We start from the raw sequence: 16,667 nt of genomic DNA on the forward strand, positions 1-16,667 counted from the left end.
AGGTTATATGTCTGAAGAGAGAGTAATAAGAATAAACAAGGTTTTAAGGGAATTAAATATTTCGTTAGAAAGAGCTGTAGATTATCTAAAAGATAAGGGAATTGCTATTGATGCAAATCCAAATGCAAAAATTTCTGATAGCGAATTTAATATCCTTCAAAGCCAATTTGCGGGCGATAAGGGGAACAAGGAGGCTTCTAAAGAGGTTGGAGAAGAAAAAAGAAAGGAAAAAGAAGCATTGCGTGTAGAGCGTGAGAAAGAAATTGAAGACAAACGCAGACAAGAAGAAGAGCGTCAAAAACAGCAAGAAATAATTAAAGCAAGAGCAGTTGTTTCTGGACCTGTACAAGTTGGTAAAATTGACTTGAATCCAAAAAAGCCTGCGATTACTCCTTCTGAGGAAACAGCTAAGGTTGAAGAACCAAAAGTTGTTGCTGCTCAAGTGCAGCCAGAAAAACCTGTTCAAAACGAAACAGTAAAATCTGAACCAGTTGTTTCAACTCCTGTTTCTGAAACAAAAAAAGAAGAACCTATTATTACTGAGAAAAAAGAAGTTAAAGCAGAATCTAAAGTTGCTCAGGAGCCTATCGTGTCTACTGATCCAACAACTTCAGAGGAGACTATTACAACTCAATATCAAAAGCTTACAGGAACTACTCTTACAGGTCAGACAATTGATTTGTCTCAATTTAATAAACCTAAGAAAAAGAAAGAAGATCCTAAAGCGGCTCAGAATAAACCTGGAGCTCCTGGAGTTGGAAATAATAATAACGCAAATAAAAACAAGCGTAAAAGAATTGGTCCAAAACCGGGTACGCCTGGTGCGCCAAAGCCTACTACAGGTAATGCGCCTGGAACGCCAAATCCAAATAACAAACCAGCTCAAGGTAACAATGGAGGAGGTTTTAATGCTAACAGAAGCCAAAGACCTGGTTTTGTAAAAGGAAACCGTCCTGCAATTGTGGCTAAAGTTGAGCCAACAGAAGAAGAAGTAAAAAACCAAATTAGAGAAACTCTTGAAAAACTTCAAGGTAAAGGAGGAAAATCTAAAGCGGCTAAATATAGAAGAGATAAAAGAGAAACACACCGTCAGAAATCTGATGATGAGCAAAGAGCTCTTGACGAAGGAAGTAAAACAATTAAAGTTACTGAGTTCGTTACTGTAGGTGAAATTGCAATCATGATGGATGTGCCGATTACTAAAGTAATTGGAACTTGTATGTCTCTTGGTATCATGGTTACCATGAACCAGCGTCTAGATGCTGAAACATTAACTATTGTGGCAGATGAATTTGGTTACGATGTTGAATTCATTACAGTAGATATTGAAGAAGCTATAGAAGTTGTAGAAGATAGAGAAGAAGACTTAGTAACAAGAGCGCCAATTGTGACAGTAATGGGTCACGTTGACCATGGAAAAACATCTTTACTGGATTATATTCGTAAAGAAAATGTTATCGCTGGTGAGTCTGGAGGTATTACTCAGCACATTGGAGCGTATGGAGTTACTTTGGATAACGGACAAAAAATAGCATTCTTAGATACTCCGGGTCACGAGGCGTTTACAGCGATGCGTGCACGTGGAGCTCAAGTTACAGATATTGCAATTATCGTAGTTGCGGCGGATGATGATATCATGCCACAAACAAAAGAGGCAATTTCTCACGCGCAAGCTGCGGGAGTGCCAATTATATTTGCAATCAATAAAATTGATAAACCAAATGCTAACGTTGATAAAATTAAAGAGCGTTTAGCAGGTATGAATTTACTTGTTGAAGATTGGGGTGGAAAAATTCAATCACATGATATTTCTGCAAAAGTCGGAACAGGGGTTAAAGAATTATTGGAGAAAGTTTTATTAGAAGCAGAGATTTTAGATCTTAAAGCAAATCCAAATAAAGCGGCTCAGGGAACTGTTGTTGAGGCTTATTTAGATAAAGGAAAAGGATATGTTTCTACAATTTTAGTACAGCAAGGTACTTTGAAAATTGGAGATTATATGCTTGCTGGTAAGCATCATGGTAAAGTTAAAGCGATGCATGATGAAAGAGGACATACTGTTTTATCTGCTGGTCCTTCAACTCCAGTATCAGTTTTAGGTTTAGACGGAGCGCCAACAGCGGGTGATAAGTTTAATGTATTTGAAGACGAAAAAGAAGCAAAACAAATTGCATCTAAACGTTCTCAATTAATGCGTGAGCAGTCTGTTCGTACTCAAAGACATATTACGCTTGACGAAATTGGACGTCGTATTGCTCTTGGTCAGTTTAAAGAATTAAACGTAATCCTTAAAGGAGACGTGGATGGTTCTGTTGAAGCATTATCAGATTCGTTCTCTAAACTTTCTACAGAAGAAGTTCAAATTAATATTATCCATAAAGGTGTTGGTGCAATTACAGAAACCGATGTTAACTTGGCTTCTGCATCAGATGCAATCATTATCGGATTTAACGTTCGTCCTGCAGGAAATGCAAGACAGCTTGCCGATAAAGAAGAAATTGATATCCGTTACTATTCTATTATTTATGCGGCAATCGATGACTTGAAAGATGCGATGGAAGGAATGTTGGCGCCAGAGATGAAAGAAGAAGTTTTAGGTAATGCTGAAATTCGTGAGATTTTCAAAATTTCTAAAGTGGGTTCAATTGCTGGATGTATGGTGACTGATGGTAAAATCTTGAGAACTTCTAAAATTAGAGTTATTAGAGATGGAGTTGTGGTTCATACAGGAGAGTTAGTTGCCTTGAAACGTTTCAAAGACGATGTGAAAGAAGTAACTAAAGGTTACGATTGTGGTATCCAAATAAAAGGATTTAATGATATCGAAATTAATGACGTCATCGAAGCTTACCATGAAGTAGCAATCAAAAAGAAATTGAAATAAAATTCAATGATATATTTAAAAGTCCCGATGAAAATTGGGACTTTTTTTGTTTTAAAATTATGATATTAATGAAATGTGGTGTTGGAAAATTAGTCATTGTAAATGTGTTTCATTTTATAATATGAAACATAAATGAGAGATTTAGCTGCAGTCTGGTTCGTAGAATGTTTGTTTCTTTGTGTAGTAATTTTCTTTTGTTTTTTGAAATAGGTCCAGGTGGGAAAATAGTTTGTTGAATAGAATATTTGTACTGATATGAGGATAAGAATAATTCATATTGTTAATATGATTTTTGGCAGACGTTTTAAATCAGATAATGCCATTAGTAATTTTACGAATGTTCAGCAGTTAAGGGAAATAATGCCTGCTTTGCTTGAGGGGTATTTGACTGAAGCAGAAATGCCAAATAGTCTTCTTTTGTTGTCACCTCCTCCGGAACAGAACTCGAGTCTTTTTGAGCTTGACTTAGAACGTGCCAAAAATGCTTTAGAATCCAAGGATAACGAACGTTTTTTGCAAGCAGCAAGAGATGCAGATTTGTCTTTTCCTTTTGCAGTTAAATCATTTGAACCAATTATAGGTATATCAATTAGTGAGTCAAAAACACCTAAGCTTTATATACTAATGCGCAGAGTTATGACAGATGCAGGATTGTCAACTTATGCGGCTAAAAATCACTATAAGCGTGAAAGGCCATTTATGGTTAATAATCAAAAGACTTGTACTCCGGATCAAGAAAATATTTTGTATAAAGTGGGGTCATTTCCTTCTGGTCATGCTGCTGTTGGTTGGGCGTGGTCATTGGTTTTAATTAAACTTTTTCCTGAAAAGGAGAAGGAGATTTTGGAACGTGGGCATGACTTTGGTGAAAGTCGAGTTATTTGTAATGCACATTGGGATAGTGATGTGAAAATGGGTAGAGTTATGGGGCAGGCGGCTGTAGATTGTCTTTGGGGTAATTCAAATTTTCTGGCTGATTGGGATGGTGTTAAAAAAGAAATACAGCAGATTTTAGATTCGAATTCAAAATAAAAGTCTAGTGATTTAAAATTAAGGGTATTGTTTTAAATTTTATATTATTTTTGGGTGTAAATAATATAGATATGAAAAGAGCTTTAATATATGCTACCTTGTTTTTTATAAGTTTTTCAACAGTATCTTTTTCGCAAGAGAGTGTTGAGAAACCTGCGCCGCCATCTGGAAATGCTTTAGTTGGAGATTATTATGGGGCGGATGTTTCAGAAGCTGTTTTAAATAAGGCAATTTCGGTTGACAAACTTGAAAGCAAATTAGGCAATGCTAAAAAGCTAGAAGCAATTGCGGTAAAAGGGGAAGTAACCGATGTTTGTGAGAAAAGGGGATGCTGGATAACTCTTAAAACAGAAGATGGTTCATCTTTCTTTGTGAAAATGAAAGATTACGCTTTTTTTGTGCCTACTGCATTAAAAGGTAAAAATGTAGTTTTGGAAGGAAATGCTGAAAAGAAAGTAACATCGGTTGAAGAGCTTAAGCATTATGCAAAAGATGCTAAAAAAACAAAGGCAGAAATAGATGCGATTAAAATGCCAAAAGAAGAAATACGTTTTTTAGCTAGTGGGATCAAGGTTGTGAACTAGATCTAGAAAAATTGTAAATCAATTGATTTAAACTTAAAAAAGATTTAATAAAAAAGCGAGATGGTAAATCTCGCTTTTTTTATTTCAATTTCAGATTATTTGCCAGGTTTAAGCAAGAAAACACTTTTGTATCTTTTTTTTATTTCTACTAAATTTTTTTCAGCTTCTATTCTGGTTTTGAAATTCCCGACAATTACCTTGTAATTTGGAGTGCTAAAAATGATAGTTCCGTCTATGTCTGAATTTTCTCTTTTGAAATCCGATAACGTTTTTTTTGCCTCGTCACTTTTGCCGCTAAAGATTTGGATTCTGTAAGTATCGTTTGTATTTATTGACGTGTTAATTTTGCGCTTCTCGTTTAATAATTGCTCAAATTTAGGATCTTGATTTAGTGTTAAATTTTGGTCTTGAGCATTAATATTGTGTGCAAAAGCAATCGTTGTAATTGTTAATAAAAGGCTTTTTGAAGGACTTAAAATTCTCATAATGTGATGGTTTTTATGCAAAAATACTATTTAAAGTTTGAGTGTAAAATTTTAATATTATTTAGAATTGATATAAATTGATAATTAAGACTATTTTAAGGTTTTGAGAATAGCTCATAAGTCGTATTTTTGTGCAAGTTTTAAAAGAGGGTATAGGTTTTTGCTGGATTTAGTACAGAAAAAATCATACCAAAAATTAGTAGACAATTATTTATACTATATGAAAAAGGTGGGTAACCATAATTCGATCTCAAGAAAATTGCTGCTTGGCTTATCGCTAACGTTAATTTTCTCCCTAACTTCATTTGCTCAAGATGCTGCTGCTCCGGCGGCGCCTGAGGCTGCTGCGGCTGCTCCAGCTGCAGGAGGCGGTGATCCAGTAAAAGGGAAGGAACTTTTTAATGCAAATTGCGCTGCATGTCACAAATTAGATGCTAAATCAACTGGTCCTGCTTTAAGGGGAGTTGCTTCTAAGCATGATATGGCTTGGATTTACAAGTGGGTGCATAACAGTTCTGACATGATTAAGTCAGGTGATCCTGTTGCTGTTAAACTTTTTGAGGAAAATAACAAAGCTGTTATGACTTCGTTTCCTCAATTGTCTGAAGGAGATATTGATAACATCATAGCGTATACTTCTGAGCCTAAAGCTGAACCTGCTGCGGCTGCGGGAGGTGCTGCAACTCCTCTTGGAACAAATGTTCAGGATGGTGCTATTTCAAATAACATTATTTTAGGAGCTCTTGCTCTTGTAATGGCTATTTTAGTTGTGATGTTGTTTATGGTAAACAAAGTTTTAACTAAAGTTGCAAATAAAAACGGTATTGAGATTGCTCCAGAAGAAGCAAGACTTCCAATTTGGAAAGCTTTCGCTAAAAATCAATTCTTGGTTTTAGTAACTGCAATCTTCTTGCTTTTGGCTAGTGGTTATTTTGTTTACGGATACTTAATGCAGGTAGGTGTAGATCAAAATTATGAGCCAATTCAGCCAATTCACTACTCTCACAAAATTCACGCTGGTGATAACGAAATCAATTGTAAATATTGCCACTCTGCTGCTCGTGTAAGTAAAACAGCTGGTATTCCTTCTTTAAATGTTTGTATGAACTGTCATAAAAACATTTCTGAGGTTGCTGAAACTACTGCTACTCCTGAGTACAGCAAAGCGTTCTACGATGCTCAAATCCAAAAATTATATGATGCTGTTGGATGGGATAAGGCTAAACAAGCTTATACTGGAAAAACAATGCCTGTAAAATGGGTTCGTATTCACAACTTGCCTGACTTCGTTTACTTCAACCACTCTCAACACGTTTCTGTTGCTGGTATTGAATGTCAAACTTGTCATGGACCAGTTCAAGAATTCGAAATCATGAAGCAATACTCTAAATTAACAATGGGATGGTGTGTTGATTGCCATAGAAAAACTGATGTTAAGATGGAAGGTAATGCTTACTATGACAAAATTCATGCTGAACTTTCTAAAAAATACGGTGTAGAGAAGTTAACTGCAGCGCAAATGGGAGGTTTAGAGTGTGGTAAATGCCACTATTAATCGATTTATTAAGATTTTAATATATATATACAATGTCATCAAACAAAAAATACTGGAAAAGTGTTGAGGAGCTAGAAAATAGCTCTATTGTTGAGGCGCTTAGAAATAACGAATTTGTTGAAGAAATTCCTACTGATGAGTTTTTAGGTAATGCTGAGGCTTTATCTACTTCAGGAACTTCACGTCGTGACTTTTTAAAGTACGTAGGGTTTAGTACGGCGGCTGTAACATTAGCTGCTTGCGAAGGTCCGGTTCACAAGTCTATCCCTTATGTATTACAACCAGAGCAAATCATTCCTGGTGTTGCAGATTACTATGCAACTACAGTTTTTGATGGATTTGATTTTGCGAATCTTTTGGTGAAAACTCGTGAGGGTCGTCCAATTAAAATTGAAAACAATACAATTGCTGGAGCTAAATTTTCTGCGAATGCTAGAATTCATGCATCTATCTTAGGTCTGTATGATAGCGCTCGTTTGAAAGAGCCAAAAGTAGACGGTCAAAATTCTTCTTGGTCAGCGGTTGATTTGAAAATCAAATCAAGTTTAGCAGATGCTAAAGCTAAAGGCGGTCAAGTAGTATTGTTAACTAATACTTTAGCAAGTCCATCTACAGAAAAATTAATTGGCGAGTTTATTGCAAAAAATCCAAACGCTAAGCACGTTGTATATGATGCAGTTTCTTCATCTGAAGCTTTAGATGCTTTTGAAGCTGTTTATGGTCAAAGAGCTTTAGTTGATTATGATTTTTCAAAAGCTTCTTTAATCGTTTCTGTTGGTGCTGATTTCTTAGGAGACTGGCAAGGTGGAGGATATGATGCTGGATATGCACAAGGACGTATTCCTCAAAACGGAAAAATGTCTCGTCACTTTCAGTTTGAATCAAACATGACATTATCTGGAGCTGCTGCTGATAAGCGTGTTCCAATGACTGTAGCTGCTCAAAAGCAAGCTTTAGTTCAAATTTATAATATTGTTGTAGGTGCTTCTGTTCCTGTAACTTTAGAAGGAAACTTTAAAACTGAAGTAGTAAAGGCTGCTCAACAGCTTAAAGCTGCTGGTTCAAAAGGAGTTTTAGTATCTGGAATTGAAGATAAAAATGCTCAATTATTAGTTTTGGCTATCAATCAAGTATTGGCTAGTGAAGCTTTTAGTACTGCTGGAGCAAGACAAATTAGAAAAGGTTCTAATGCTGCAGTTGCACAATTAATTAAAGATTTGAATGCAGGAAGTGTTCATACTTTAATTATGAGTGGAGTTAACCCAGTTTATACTTTAGCTGATTCAGCTTCTTTTGTATCTGGATTGAAAAAAGTTAAAACATCAGTTGCATTTTCATTAAAAGAAGATGAGACTGCATCAATTGTTTCAATTGCTGCGCCAGCTCCTCACTATTTAGAGTCTTGGGGAGATCTTGAGCTTACAAGCGGAACATATAGTTTAACTCAGCCTACAATTCGTCCTATCTTCAATACAAAACAATTTCAAGATGTTTTATTGTCAGTAAACGGTACTGCAGGTACTTATTATGACTACTTAAAAGCAAATTCTGGAGCTTATACTGCAGGTGCTTCTTGGAATAAAGTATTGCACGATGGTGTTGCTGTTTTAGGAGCTTCAGCATTATCAGGAGGAGCTATTGATGCTGCTACTGCTGCAAATGCGGTTGCAAAATCTAAATCTGCTGGTGATTTTGAATTAGTATTATATACTAAAACAGGATTAGGAGATGGACAACATGCTAACAACCCATGGTTGCAAGAGTTTCCAGATCCAATCACAAGAGTTTCTTGGGATAACTATGTAACAGTTTCTAATGCAGATGCTAAAAAACTTGGTTTGACTAACGAAATTGTTGCAAACGGAGGTTTAAATGGTAGTTATGCTACTATTACTGTTGACGGAACTAAATTAGAAAATGTTCCAGTTATCGTTCAACCAGGTCAAGCAGTTGGTACTATCGGTCTAGCTCTTGGATATGGACGTAAAGCAGCTCTAAAAGAAGAAATGCAAGTAGGTTTAAATGCTTACGCTTTATATAAAGGTTTCAATAATGTTCAATCTGTATCTATAGTAAAAGCTGGAGGAGTACACGAGTTTGCTTGTGTTCAAGGTCAGAAAACTTTAATGGGTAGAGGAGATATTATTAAAGAAACTACTTTAGAAATATTCAATACTAAAGATGCTGAACATTGGAATGAAAAACCAATGGTATCTTTAGATCACCAAGAGGTTGAGGCTACTACTGTAGATTTATGGGAATCATTTGATCGTACAACTGGTCACCACTTCAATCTTTCAATTGACTTAAATGCTTGTACTGGATGTGGAGCTTGCGTTATCGCTTGTCACGCTGAGAACAACGTTCCTGTTGTAGGTAAAGCAGAGGTAAGAAGAAGCCGTGATATGCACTGGTTACGTATCGATAGATACTATTCTTCTGAAAGTACTTTTGAAGGTGATAATGAAAGAAAAGAAGGAATTGCCGGTTTATCTAGTTCATTATCTACATTTAATGAAATGGAAAAAGCAGGAGATAATCCTCAAGTTGCATTCCAACCTGTAATGTGTCAACACTGTAACCACGCACCTTGTGAAACAGTTTGTCCTGTTGCTGCAACTTCTCACGGTCGTGAGGGGCAAAACCATATGGCTTACAACAGATGTGTTGGTACTCGTTACTGTGCAAACAACTGTCCATATAAAGTACGTCGTTTTAACTGGTTCTTATACAACAAAAACAGCGAGTTCGATTATCATATGAACGATGATTTAGGACGTATGGTTCTTAATCCAGACGTTAACGTACGTTCTCGTGGTGTTATGGAGAAATGTTCTATGTGTATCCAAATGACACAAGCAACTAAATTGAAAGCTAAAAACGAAGGCCGTCCAGTTAGAGATGGTGAATTCCAAACAGCTTGTTCTAGTGCTTGTTCTTCAGGAGCGATGATATTTGGTGATGTAAATGATAAAGAAAGTAAAGTTGCCAAATTAGCTGCTGATGAAAGATCATACCACTTATTAGAGCATGTAGGTACAAAACCTAATGTGGTTTACCATGTTAAAGTTAGAAATACTTAGTAAAATTATTAATTAAGAAACAATATAAAGGATTATGTCGTCTCACTACGAAGCACCCATTAGAAAACCTTTAGTTATAGGTGATAAATCTTATCACGATGTAACTGTAGATGTAGCTGCACCTGTTGAGGGGCCTGCAAACAAGCAATGGTGGATTGTATTTTCAATCGCATTAATAGCCTTCCTTTGGGGGTTAGGTTGTATAATTTACACCGTATCTACCGGTATCGGAACATGGGGATTAAATAAAACAGTTGGCTGGGCTTGGGATATTACTAACTTCGTTTGGTGGGTTGGTATTGGTCACGCTGGAACATTAATTTCTGCGGTATTATTACTTTTCCGTCAACGTTGGAGAATGGCCATTAACCGTTCTGCAGAAGCTATGACTATCTTCTCTGTAGTACAAGCAGGTTTATTTCCAATCATTCACATGGGACGTCCATGGTTAGCATACTGGGTATTACCTATTCCAAACCAATTTGGATCTTTATGGGTAAACTTTAACTCACCTTTACTTTGGGACGTATTCGCGATTTCAACGTATCTTTCAGTATCATTAGTTTTCTGGTGGACTGGTTTGTTACCTGACTTTGCAATGCTTCGTGATAGAGCTATTACTCCTTTTAACAAAAGAGTTTATTCTATCTTAAGTTTTGGATGGAGCGGTAGAGCAAAAGACTGGCAGCGTTTTGAAGAAGTATCTTTAGTATTAGCTGGTTTAGCTACTCCACTTGTACTTTCTGTACACACAATTGTATCTATGGACTTTGCTACTTCTGTAATTCCTGGATGGCATACAACAATTTTCCCTCCATACTTCGTTGCTGGAGCGGTTTTCTCTGGATTCGCGATGGTAAACACATTGCTTATCGTTATGAGAAAAGTGTCTAACCTTGAAGCATACATCACATTACAGCATATCGAGTTAATGAACATCATTATCATGATTACTGGATCTATCGTTGGTGTAGCTTACATCACTGAGTTATTCGTAGCTTGGTATTCAGGTGTAGAATATGAGCAATATGCATTCTTAAATAGAGCTACTGGACCTTACTGGTGGGCATATTGGTCAATGATGACATGTAATGTGTTCTCTCCTCAGTTCATGTGGTTCAAAAAATTAAGAACAAGTATCATGTTCTCATTCATCATTTCGATTGTAGTAAACATCGGTATGTGGTTTGAAAGATTTGTAATTATTGTTACTTCTTTACATAGAGATTACCTTCCATCTTCTTGGACAATGTTCTCACCAACATTTGTTGATATTGGAATTTTCATTGGAACAATTGGTTTCTTCTTTGTATTGTTTTTATTATACTCTAGAACATTCCCTGTAATTGCTCAGGCAGAGGTTAAAACAATTTTGAAAGGAACAGGAGATAATTATATTAGAGAAAGAGCAAACAGTAAAGATTCACATCATGAGTAATAAAGTTATATACGCCATTTATAATGACGATGACGTTTTGATGAATGCAGTAAAGAAAACTAGAGCTGCTCATCATCATATTGAAGAGGTTTTTACTCCATTCCCAGTTCACGGATTGGATAAAGCCATGGGATTAGCACCAACAAGATTAGCAATATGTGCTTTTTTATATGGATGTGTTGGTATTTCTGTTGCAACAACAATGATGGGATACATCATGATTCATGACTGGCCACAGGATATTGGAGGTAAACCAAGTTTTAGTTTTATCCAAAATATGCCATCTTTTGTGCCGATTATGTTTGAGATGACTGTGTTTTTTGCAGCTCACTTAATGGTAATTACTTTCTACATGAGAAGTAGATTATGGCCTTTTAAAGAAGCTGAAAACCCAGATGTAAGAACAACTGATGACCACTTTTTAATGGAGGTTGCTGTAAATGATAACGAAGCTGAATTAGTTTCTTTCTTTGAAGGAACTGGAGCTGTTGAAGTTAAAGTAATAGAAAAGAATTAATTGTAGCTATGAAAAGGATATATAAAATAACACTTTTAGTTGGTATAACTATTTTAGTTTCATCTTGCCACAATAATTCGGCACCGAACTATCAGTATTTCCCAAATATGTATGAGTCTGTTGCTTACGAGCCATATTCAGAAGCAAAAATATTTAAGGGAGGAAAAGAAGGACAGCTTCCTGTTGCAGGAACTATCAATAGAGGTTTTGAACCTTATGAATATGAAAATTCAACGGCTGGTTATGAATTAGCAAAAGCTAATTTAAAATCTCCATTGACAGAAGAAGAGAAAAACTCTGGAAAAGGGAAGGAACTTTTCGAAATTTACTGTATTAGCTGCCATGGTGCTGCTGGTAACGGTAAAGGTAAATTGGTTGAAAGAGAAAAATTTCTTGGAGTACCTAGCTATAAAGACAGAGAGATCACTGAAGGAAGTATTTTTCATGTTGAGACTTATGGTTTAAATGCAATGGGTTCACATGCAAATCAATTAAGTGCTCACGAACGTTGGTTAGTTGCTGACTATGTTCTGAAACTAAAAAGCCAATTATAATTGTTGAACAAACTGATCGTAATAGATATGTATACATTTTCAAGTAAATTAAAAACTTTTTCTATCATCTTAATGGCCGTTGGTTTATTAGGAATTGGGTATGGTTTTTTAAGTGCACCAAAAGATATTCAAGAAGTTGAAAAAATACTAGCTGCAGATGAACATGGTTCACATGGTGCTGCACATGAAGAAAAAGCGGAGGCATCTCACAAAGAAGCAGGTCATCATGAAGCTGCTGAAGCTGGACATGACGCTCACAAAGGAGCTGCACATGCTGAAGTTTCTGGTGCAAATGAGCACGAAAAACATTTAGAGCACGTATTACACCAATTGCAAAATAAGCCTTGGTCTGCTGTATATGTAGCTTGTATTTTCTTTTTACTGCTTTCAATGGGAGTTTTGGCTTTCTATGCTATCCAACAAGTTGCTCAAGCAGGTTGGTCTCCAGTTTTGTTTAGAGTTATGCAAGGTATCACAGCTTATTTACCAGCTGGTTCTGTTATCTTCTTTATCATCTTAGTTTTATGCGGATTGCACTTCAACCATATCTTTGTTTGGTTAGGAGAGGGTGTAACAGATCCTAAAAATGCTAATTATGATGCTATTATTGCTGGAAAATCTGGTTATTTAAACTTTCCTTTCTGGATTGTAAGAGCAGCTATCTTTTTGTTAGGATGGAATTTATACCGTCACTTTTCAAGAAAAAACTGTTTAGCACAAGATGAAGCAAATGATGATCTTTACTACAAAAAGAACTTCAAAGCTTCTGCAGGATTCTTAGTATTCTTTATCGTATCTGAGTCTATCATGGCTTGGGATTGGATTATGTCATTTGACCCACACTGGTTTAGTACATTGTTTGCTTGGTATGTATTTGCTTCTTTCTTCGTAAGTGGTATTACTACTATTGCATTAGTAACAATTTATTTAAAATCTAAAGGATATTTAGAGTATGTAAATACAAGTCATATCCATGATTTAGCTAAGTTTATGTTTGGTATTAGTGTATTCTGGACTTATTTATGGTTCTCTCAATTCATGTTGATTTGGTACGCTAACATTCCAGAAGAGGTAACTTATTTTGTAACAAGAATTCAATTATATAACCTTCCTTTCTTTGGAGCGGTTGTTATGAACTTTGTTTTCCCATTATTAATATTAATCAATACTGACTTCAAACGTCTTAACTGGGTTGTTGTAATGGCAGGTATTGTAATATTATTAGGTCATTATGTTGATTTCTTTAATATGATTATGCCTGGTACAGTAGGAGACAAATGGTTTATTGGAGTTCCTGAAATTGCATCGATTCTTTTCTTCTTAGGTTTATTTATATTTGTTGTATTTACTGCATTAACTAAATCTCCTTTGCTTGCAAAAAGAAATCCTTTCATCGAAGAAAGTAAACATTTTCATTATTAATATTTAAAGAAGTAAACAGATGACAAGTTTGTTGGTAATTATAGTTTTAGTTTTATTAGCGGTTGCATTATGGCAATTGACGAAGATATTTGATCTTACTCAGGTGGGATCGTCTTCTGATGATTCTCAGGTTGCATCAGATAATGACAATAACGTTCAGGGATATATTATGTTTGGCTTTTTAGCTTTCATTTATATATTTACGATTTATGGTTTACTAAAATGGGGTAATTTGGTACTTCATACTCCTGCTTCTGAGCACGGTGGTTTAGTAGATAATTTAATGAATATTACTTGGGTTTTAATCTTTACAGTTCAAGTTATTACGCAAGGTTTGCTTTACTGGTTTTCTTTTAAAAATAGAGGAAATAAAGATAGAAAAGCATTGTTCTTTGCTGATAGTAATAAACTTGAAGCAATCTGGAGTATTATTCCATCTGTTGTTTTAGCTTGTTTGATCCTTTACGGATTGTATGCTTGGAATAACATTATGTTTGTTGATAAAGATGAAGATGTAATCGAAATCGAATTATATGCTCAACAATTTAAATGGACGGCTAGATATGCTGGACAAGACAATGTTTTAGGTAAAGCTAACGTACGTTTAATTGAAGGAGTTAATACATTAGGGGTGGATATGTCAGATCCTAATGCTCAAGATGATATTGTAGTTTCAGAATTACACATCCCTAAAGGTAAAAAAGTTCACTTTAAAATGCGTTCTCAGGATGTATTGCACTCTGCTTATTTTCCTCACTTTAGAGCACAAATGAACTGTGTTCCAGGTATGGTTACTGAATTTGCTTTCGTTCCAACTTATACTACTGCAGAATATAGAGAGTTACCATTTATGGTTGAAAAAGTTGCGCACATCAACAAACTTAGAGCTGAAAAAAGCGCTGAATTAGTTGCAAAAGGGGGTACAGCTTTAGATCCTTACACATTTGATTATTTATTATTATGTAATAAAATTTGTGGAGCTTCTCACTACAATATGCAAATGAAAGTTGTAGTTGATACTCCAGAGGATTACAAAAAATGGTTAAGTGAGAAAACTACTTTAGCTCAAGATATTAAAGCGGCAGCTGCTGCTGAGAAACCAGCTGAAGGAGCTGCACCAACTACAGATACTGCTGCAAAAGTAATTGATACTGTTAAAACAGTTGTTGATACTGTTAAAGCTGCTGTAGCTAAAGTTGCGATGAAATAATATTATTAAGAAAATTTAAAGTACAAATATATGTCAGCAGAAGCGCACGGTCACGATCACGGACACGATCACGAGCACGAACATCATCATAAGGACACGTTCATTACTAAATATATTTTTAGTATTGATCACAAAATGATTGCTAAACAATACTTGATTACTGGTATTGTTATGGGAGTAATTGGGATTGCAATGTCCTTGCTTTTTAGAATGCAATTAGCGTGGCCAGAAGAGTCTTTCAAAATATTTAATGTTTTATTAGGAGATAAATTTGCACCTGATGGTGTAATGGCAAATGATATTTATCTGGCTTTAGTTACAATTCACGGTACCATCATGGTATTCTTTGTACTGACGGCAGGTTTGAGTGGAACATTCAGTAACTTATTGATTCCACTTCAAATTGGAGCAAGAGATATGGCATCTGGATTTATGAATATGATTTCATACTGGTTGTTTTTCTTATCAGCAGTTGTAATGTTATGTTCTTTATTTGTTGAAGCTGGACCAGCTTCTGCAGGATGGACAATTTACCCTCCATTAAGTGCATTGCCTCAAGCAATTCCTGGATCTGGAACAGGTATGACATTATGGTTAGTATCTATGGCTATTTTCATCGCATCTTCATTGATGGGATCTTTAAATTACATTGTTACTGTACTTAACTTAAGAACTAAAGGAATGTCTATGACTAGACTTCCTCTTACAATCTGGACATTTTTCGTAACAGCTATTATTGGTGTTATTTCATTCCCAGTTTTATTATCTGCAGCTTTATTATTGATTTTCGATAGAAGTTTTGGTACTTCATTCTTCTTATCTGATATCTATATTGCAGGAGAGGTTTTACACTACCAAGGAGGTTCTCCAGTATTGTTTGAGCACTTATTCTGGTTCTTAGGTCACCCTGAGGTTTACATCGTAATCTTACCAGCGATGGGTCTTGTTTCAGAAATTATGGCTACAAATGCTCGTAAACCAATTTTCGGTTATAGAGCGATGATTATGTCAGTTCTTGCAATTGCATTCTTGTCAACTATCGTTTGGGGTCACCACATGTTTATTTCAGGTATGAATCCTTTTTTAGGGTCTGTATTTACTTTCACAACTTTATTGATTGCAATCCCTTCTGCTGTAAAAGCATTTAACTGGATTACAACTTTATGGAAAGGTAACTTACAATTCAACCCAGCGATGTTATTCTCTATCGGAATGGTTTCTACTTTCATCACTGGAGGTTTAACAGGAATCATTTTAGGAGATAGTACATTAGACATTAACGTTCACGATACTTACTTCGTAATTGCTCACTTTCACTTAGTAATGGGTATCTCTGCACTTTACGGAATGTTTGCTGGTATTTACCACTGGTTCCCTAAAATGTACGGAAGAATGTTAAACAAAAACTTAGGTTACATCCACTTCTGGGTAACTGCAGTTTGTGCTTATGGAGTTTTCTTCCCAATGCACTTTATCGGATTAGCTGGTTTACCAAGACGTTATTATACTAATACAAACTTCCCATTATTTGATGATTTGCAAAATGTGAATGTTTTAATTACAACATTTGCTCTTGTTGGAGGTGCGTTCCAATTAGTATTCTTATACAACTTCTTTAGCAGTATTTTCTACGGTAAGAAAGCAACTCAAAACCCATGGAAATCTACAACTTTAGAGTGGACTACACCAGTTGAGCATATTCACGGAAACTGGCCAGGAGAAATTCCTCACGTATATCGTTGGCCGTATGACTACAGTAACCCTAATCACGATGTAGATTTTGTTCCTCAAAATGTACCAATGAAAGAAGGTGAAGAAGTTTTACACCACTAGAAATAATCAAAGGCTGTCAGAAATGACAGCCTTTTTTGTTTAGTTAAAGTTTTAATCGTTCAGTTTAACT

At 35.6% G+C, this 16,667-nt stretch carries 12 protein-coding genes; 11 read left to right on the top strand and 1 reads right to left on the bottom strand.

The features are described from left to right. The first annotated feature begins 7 nt into the window (after positions 1-7). From infB to ACNRYB_RS07775, 3 genes are all read left to right on the top strand, one after another. Positions 8-2,884, top strand: a complete 2,877-nt coding sequence (infB, locus tag ACNRYB_RS07765) for a translation initiation factor IF-2 (RefSeq protein ID WP_473729710.1) — start codon at positions 8-10, stop codon at positions 2,882-2,884. A gap of 255 nt (positions 2,885-3,139) precedes the next feature. Next, on the top strand, positions 3,140-3,916 hold the full coding sequence (locus tag ACNRYB_RS07770; protein ID WP_129748544.1) for an acid phosphatase: 777 nt from the start codon (positions 3,140-3,142) through the stop codon (positions 3,914-3,916). Positions 3,917-3,987: 71 nt separating this feature from the next. Next, positions 3,988-4,500, top strand: coding sequence for a DUF4920 domain-containing protein (locus ACNRYB_RS07775; RefSeq protein ID WP_473729711.1), 513 nt, complete (start codon positions 3,988-3,990; stop codon positions 4,498-4,500). 95 nt (positions 4,501-4,595) lie between these two features. Here the strand turns inward: ACNRYB_RS07775 and ACNRYB_RS07780 are convergent, their stop codons facing one another. Then, a complete protein-coding gene (locus ACNRYB_RS07780; protein WP_129748545.1) occupies positions 4,596-4,985 on the bottom strand; it encodes an SPOR domain-containing protein in 390 nt (129 codons plus the stop codon). 220 nt (positions 4,986-5,205) lie between these two features. On the opposite strand from ACNRYB_RS07780, the gene ACNRYB_RS07785 reads away from it, so the two are divergent. From ACNRYB_RS07785 to ACNRYB_RS07820, 8 genes are read left to right on the top strand one after another with little or no spacing between them, the layout of a single operon-like run. Then, positions 5,206-6,540, top strand: a complete 1,335-nt coding sequence (locus ACNRYB_RS07785) for a cytochrome c3 family protein (RefSeq protein ID WP_473730236.1) — start codon at positions 5,206-5,208, stop codon at positions 6,538-6,540. Positions 6,541-6,572: 32 nt separating this feature from the next. Further along, positions 6,573-9,623: a TAT-variant-translocated molybdopterin oxidoreductase gene (locus tag ACNRYB_RS07790; protein WP_473729712.1), complete on the top strand. Its 3,051-nt coding sequence runs from the start codon at positions 6,573-6,575 to the stop codon at positions 9,621-9,623. Positions 9,624-9,657: 34 nt separating this feature from the next. Continuing rightward, entirely contained in the window at positions 9,658-11,061 is a 1,404-nt protein-coding gene (gene nrfD, locus ACNRYB_RS07795; RefSeq protein ID WP_008466839.1) for an NrfD/PsrC family molybdoenzyme membrane anchor subunit, read from the top strand. After that, positions 11,054-11,578: a DUF3341 domain-containing protein gene (locus tag ACNRYB_RS07800; protein WP_008466841.1), complete on the top strand. Its 525-nt coding sequence runs from the start codon at positions 11,054-11,056 to the stop codon at positions 11,576-11,578. Before nrfD ends, ACNRYB_RS07800 begins: the two co-directional genes overlap by 8 nt. Positions 11,579-11,586: 8 nt before the next feature. Further along, the gene (locus tag ACNRYB_RS07805; protein WP_129748548.1) at positions 11,587-12,132 is read left to right on the top strand and encodes a c-type cytochrome; all 546 of its coding nucleotides are present in this window, start codon (positions 11,587-11,589) and stop codon (positions 12,130-12,132) included. Positions 12,133-12,159: 27 nt separating this feature from the next. Then, positions 12,160-13,554 (top strand): quinol:cytochrome C oxidoreductase, encoded by a 1,395-nt coding sequence (locus ACNRYB_RS07810; RefSeq protein WP_473729713.1) that lies wholly within the window; start codon positions 12,160-12,162, stop codon positions 13,552-13,554. A 19-nt stretch (positions 13,555-13,573) separates the two neighbouring features. Continuing rightward, the gene (locus ACNRYB_RS07815; protein WP_129748550.1) at positions 13,574-14,764 is read left to right on the top strand and encodes a cytochrome c oxidase subunit II; all 1,191 of its coding nucleotides are present in this window, start codon (positions 13,574-13,576) and stop codon (positions 14,762-14,764) included. A gap of 30 nt (positions 14,765-14,794) precedes the next feature. Further along, positions 14,795-16,597, top strand: coding sequence for a cytochrome c oxidase subunit I (locus ACNRYB_RS07820; RefSeq protein ID WP_008466848.1), 1,803 nt, complete (start codon positions 14,795-14,797; stop codon positions 16,595-16,597). Positions 16,598-16,667 lie beyond the last annotated feature (70 nt).

The sequence above is a fragment of the Flavobacterium sp. CR10 genome (assembly GCF_055814415.1).

What these genes read in the sequence shown, in the direction of transcription:
- ACNRYB_RS07770 (WP_129748544.1), top strand. Translation starts at nt 3,140, where the DNA reads ATGAGGATAAGAATAATTCATATTGTTAATATGATTTTTGGCAGACGT.
- ACNRYB_RS07820 (WP_008466848.1), top strand. Translation starts at nt 14,795, where the DNA reads ATGTCAGCAGAAGCGCACGGTCACGATCACGGACACGATCACGAGCAC.
- ACNRYB_RS07780 (WP_129748545.1), bottom strand. Translation starts at nt 4,985, where the DNA reads ATGAGAATTTTAAGTCCTTCAAAAAGCCTTTTATTAACAATTACAACG.
- ACNRYB_RS07805 (WP_129748548.1), top strand. Translation starts at nt 11,587, where the DNA reads ATGAAAAGGATATATAAAATAACACTTTTAGTTGGTATAACTATTTTA.
- infB (WP_473729710.1), top strand. Translation starts at nt 8, where the DNA reads ATGTCTGAAGAGAGAGTAATAAGAATAAACAAGGTTTTAAGGGAATTA.
- ACNRYB_RS07800 (WP_008466841.1), top strand. Translation starts at nt 11,054, where the DNA reads ATGAGTAATAAAGTTATATACGCCATTTATAATGACGATGACGTTTTG.
- ACNRYB_RS07785 (WP_473730236.1), top strand. Translation starts at nt 5,206, where the DNA reads ATGAAAAAGGTGGGTAACCATAATTCGATCTCAAGAAAATTGCTGCTT.
- ACNRYB_RS07775 (WP_473729711.1), top strand. Translation starts at nt 3,988, where the DNA reads ATGAAAAGAGCTTTAATATATGCTACCTTGTTTTTTATAAGTTTTTCA.
- ACNRYB_RS07790 (WP_473729712.1), top strand. Translation starts at nt 6,573, where the DNA reads ATGTCATCAAACAAAAAATACTGGAAAAGTGTTGAGGAGCTAGAAAAT.
- ACNRYB_RS07810 (WP_473729713.1), top strand. Translation starts at nt 12,160, where the DNA reads ATGTATACATTTTCAAGTAAATTAAAAACTTTTTCTATCATCTTAATG.
- nrfD (WP_008466839.1), top strand. Translation starts at nt 9,658, where the DNA reads ATGTCGTCTCACTACGAAGCACCCATTAGAAAACCTTTAGTTATAGGT.
- ACNRYB_RS07815 (WP_129748550.1), top strand. Translation starts at nt 13,574, where the DNA reads ATGACAAGTTTGTTGGTAATTATAGTTTTAGTTTTATTAGCGGTTGCA.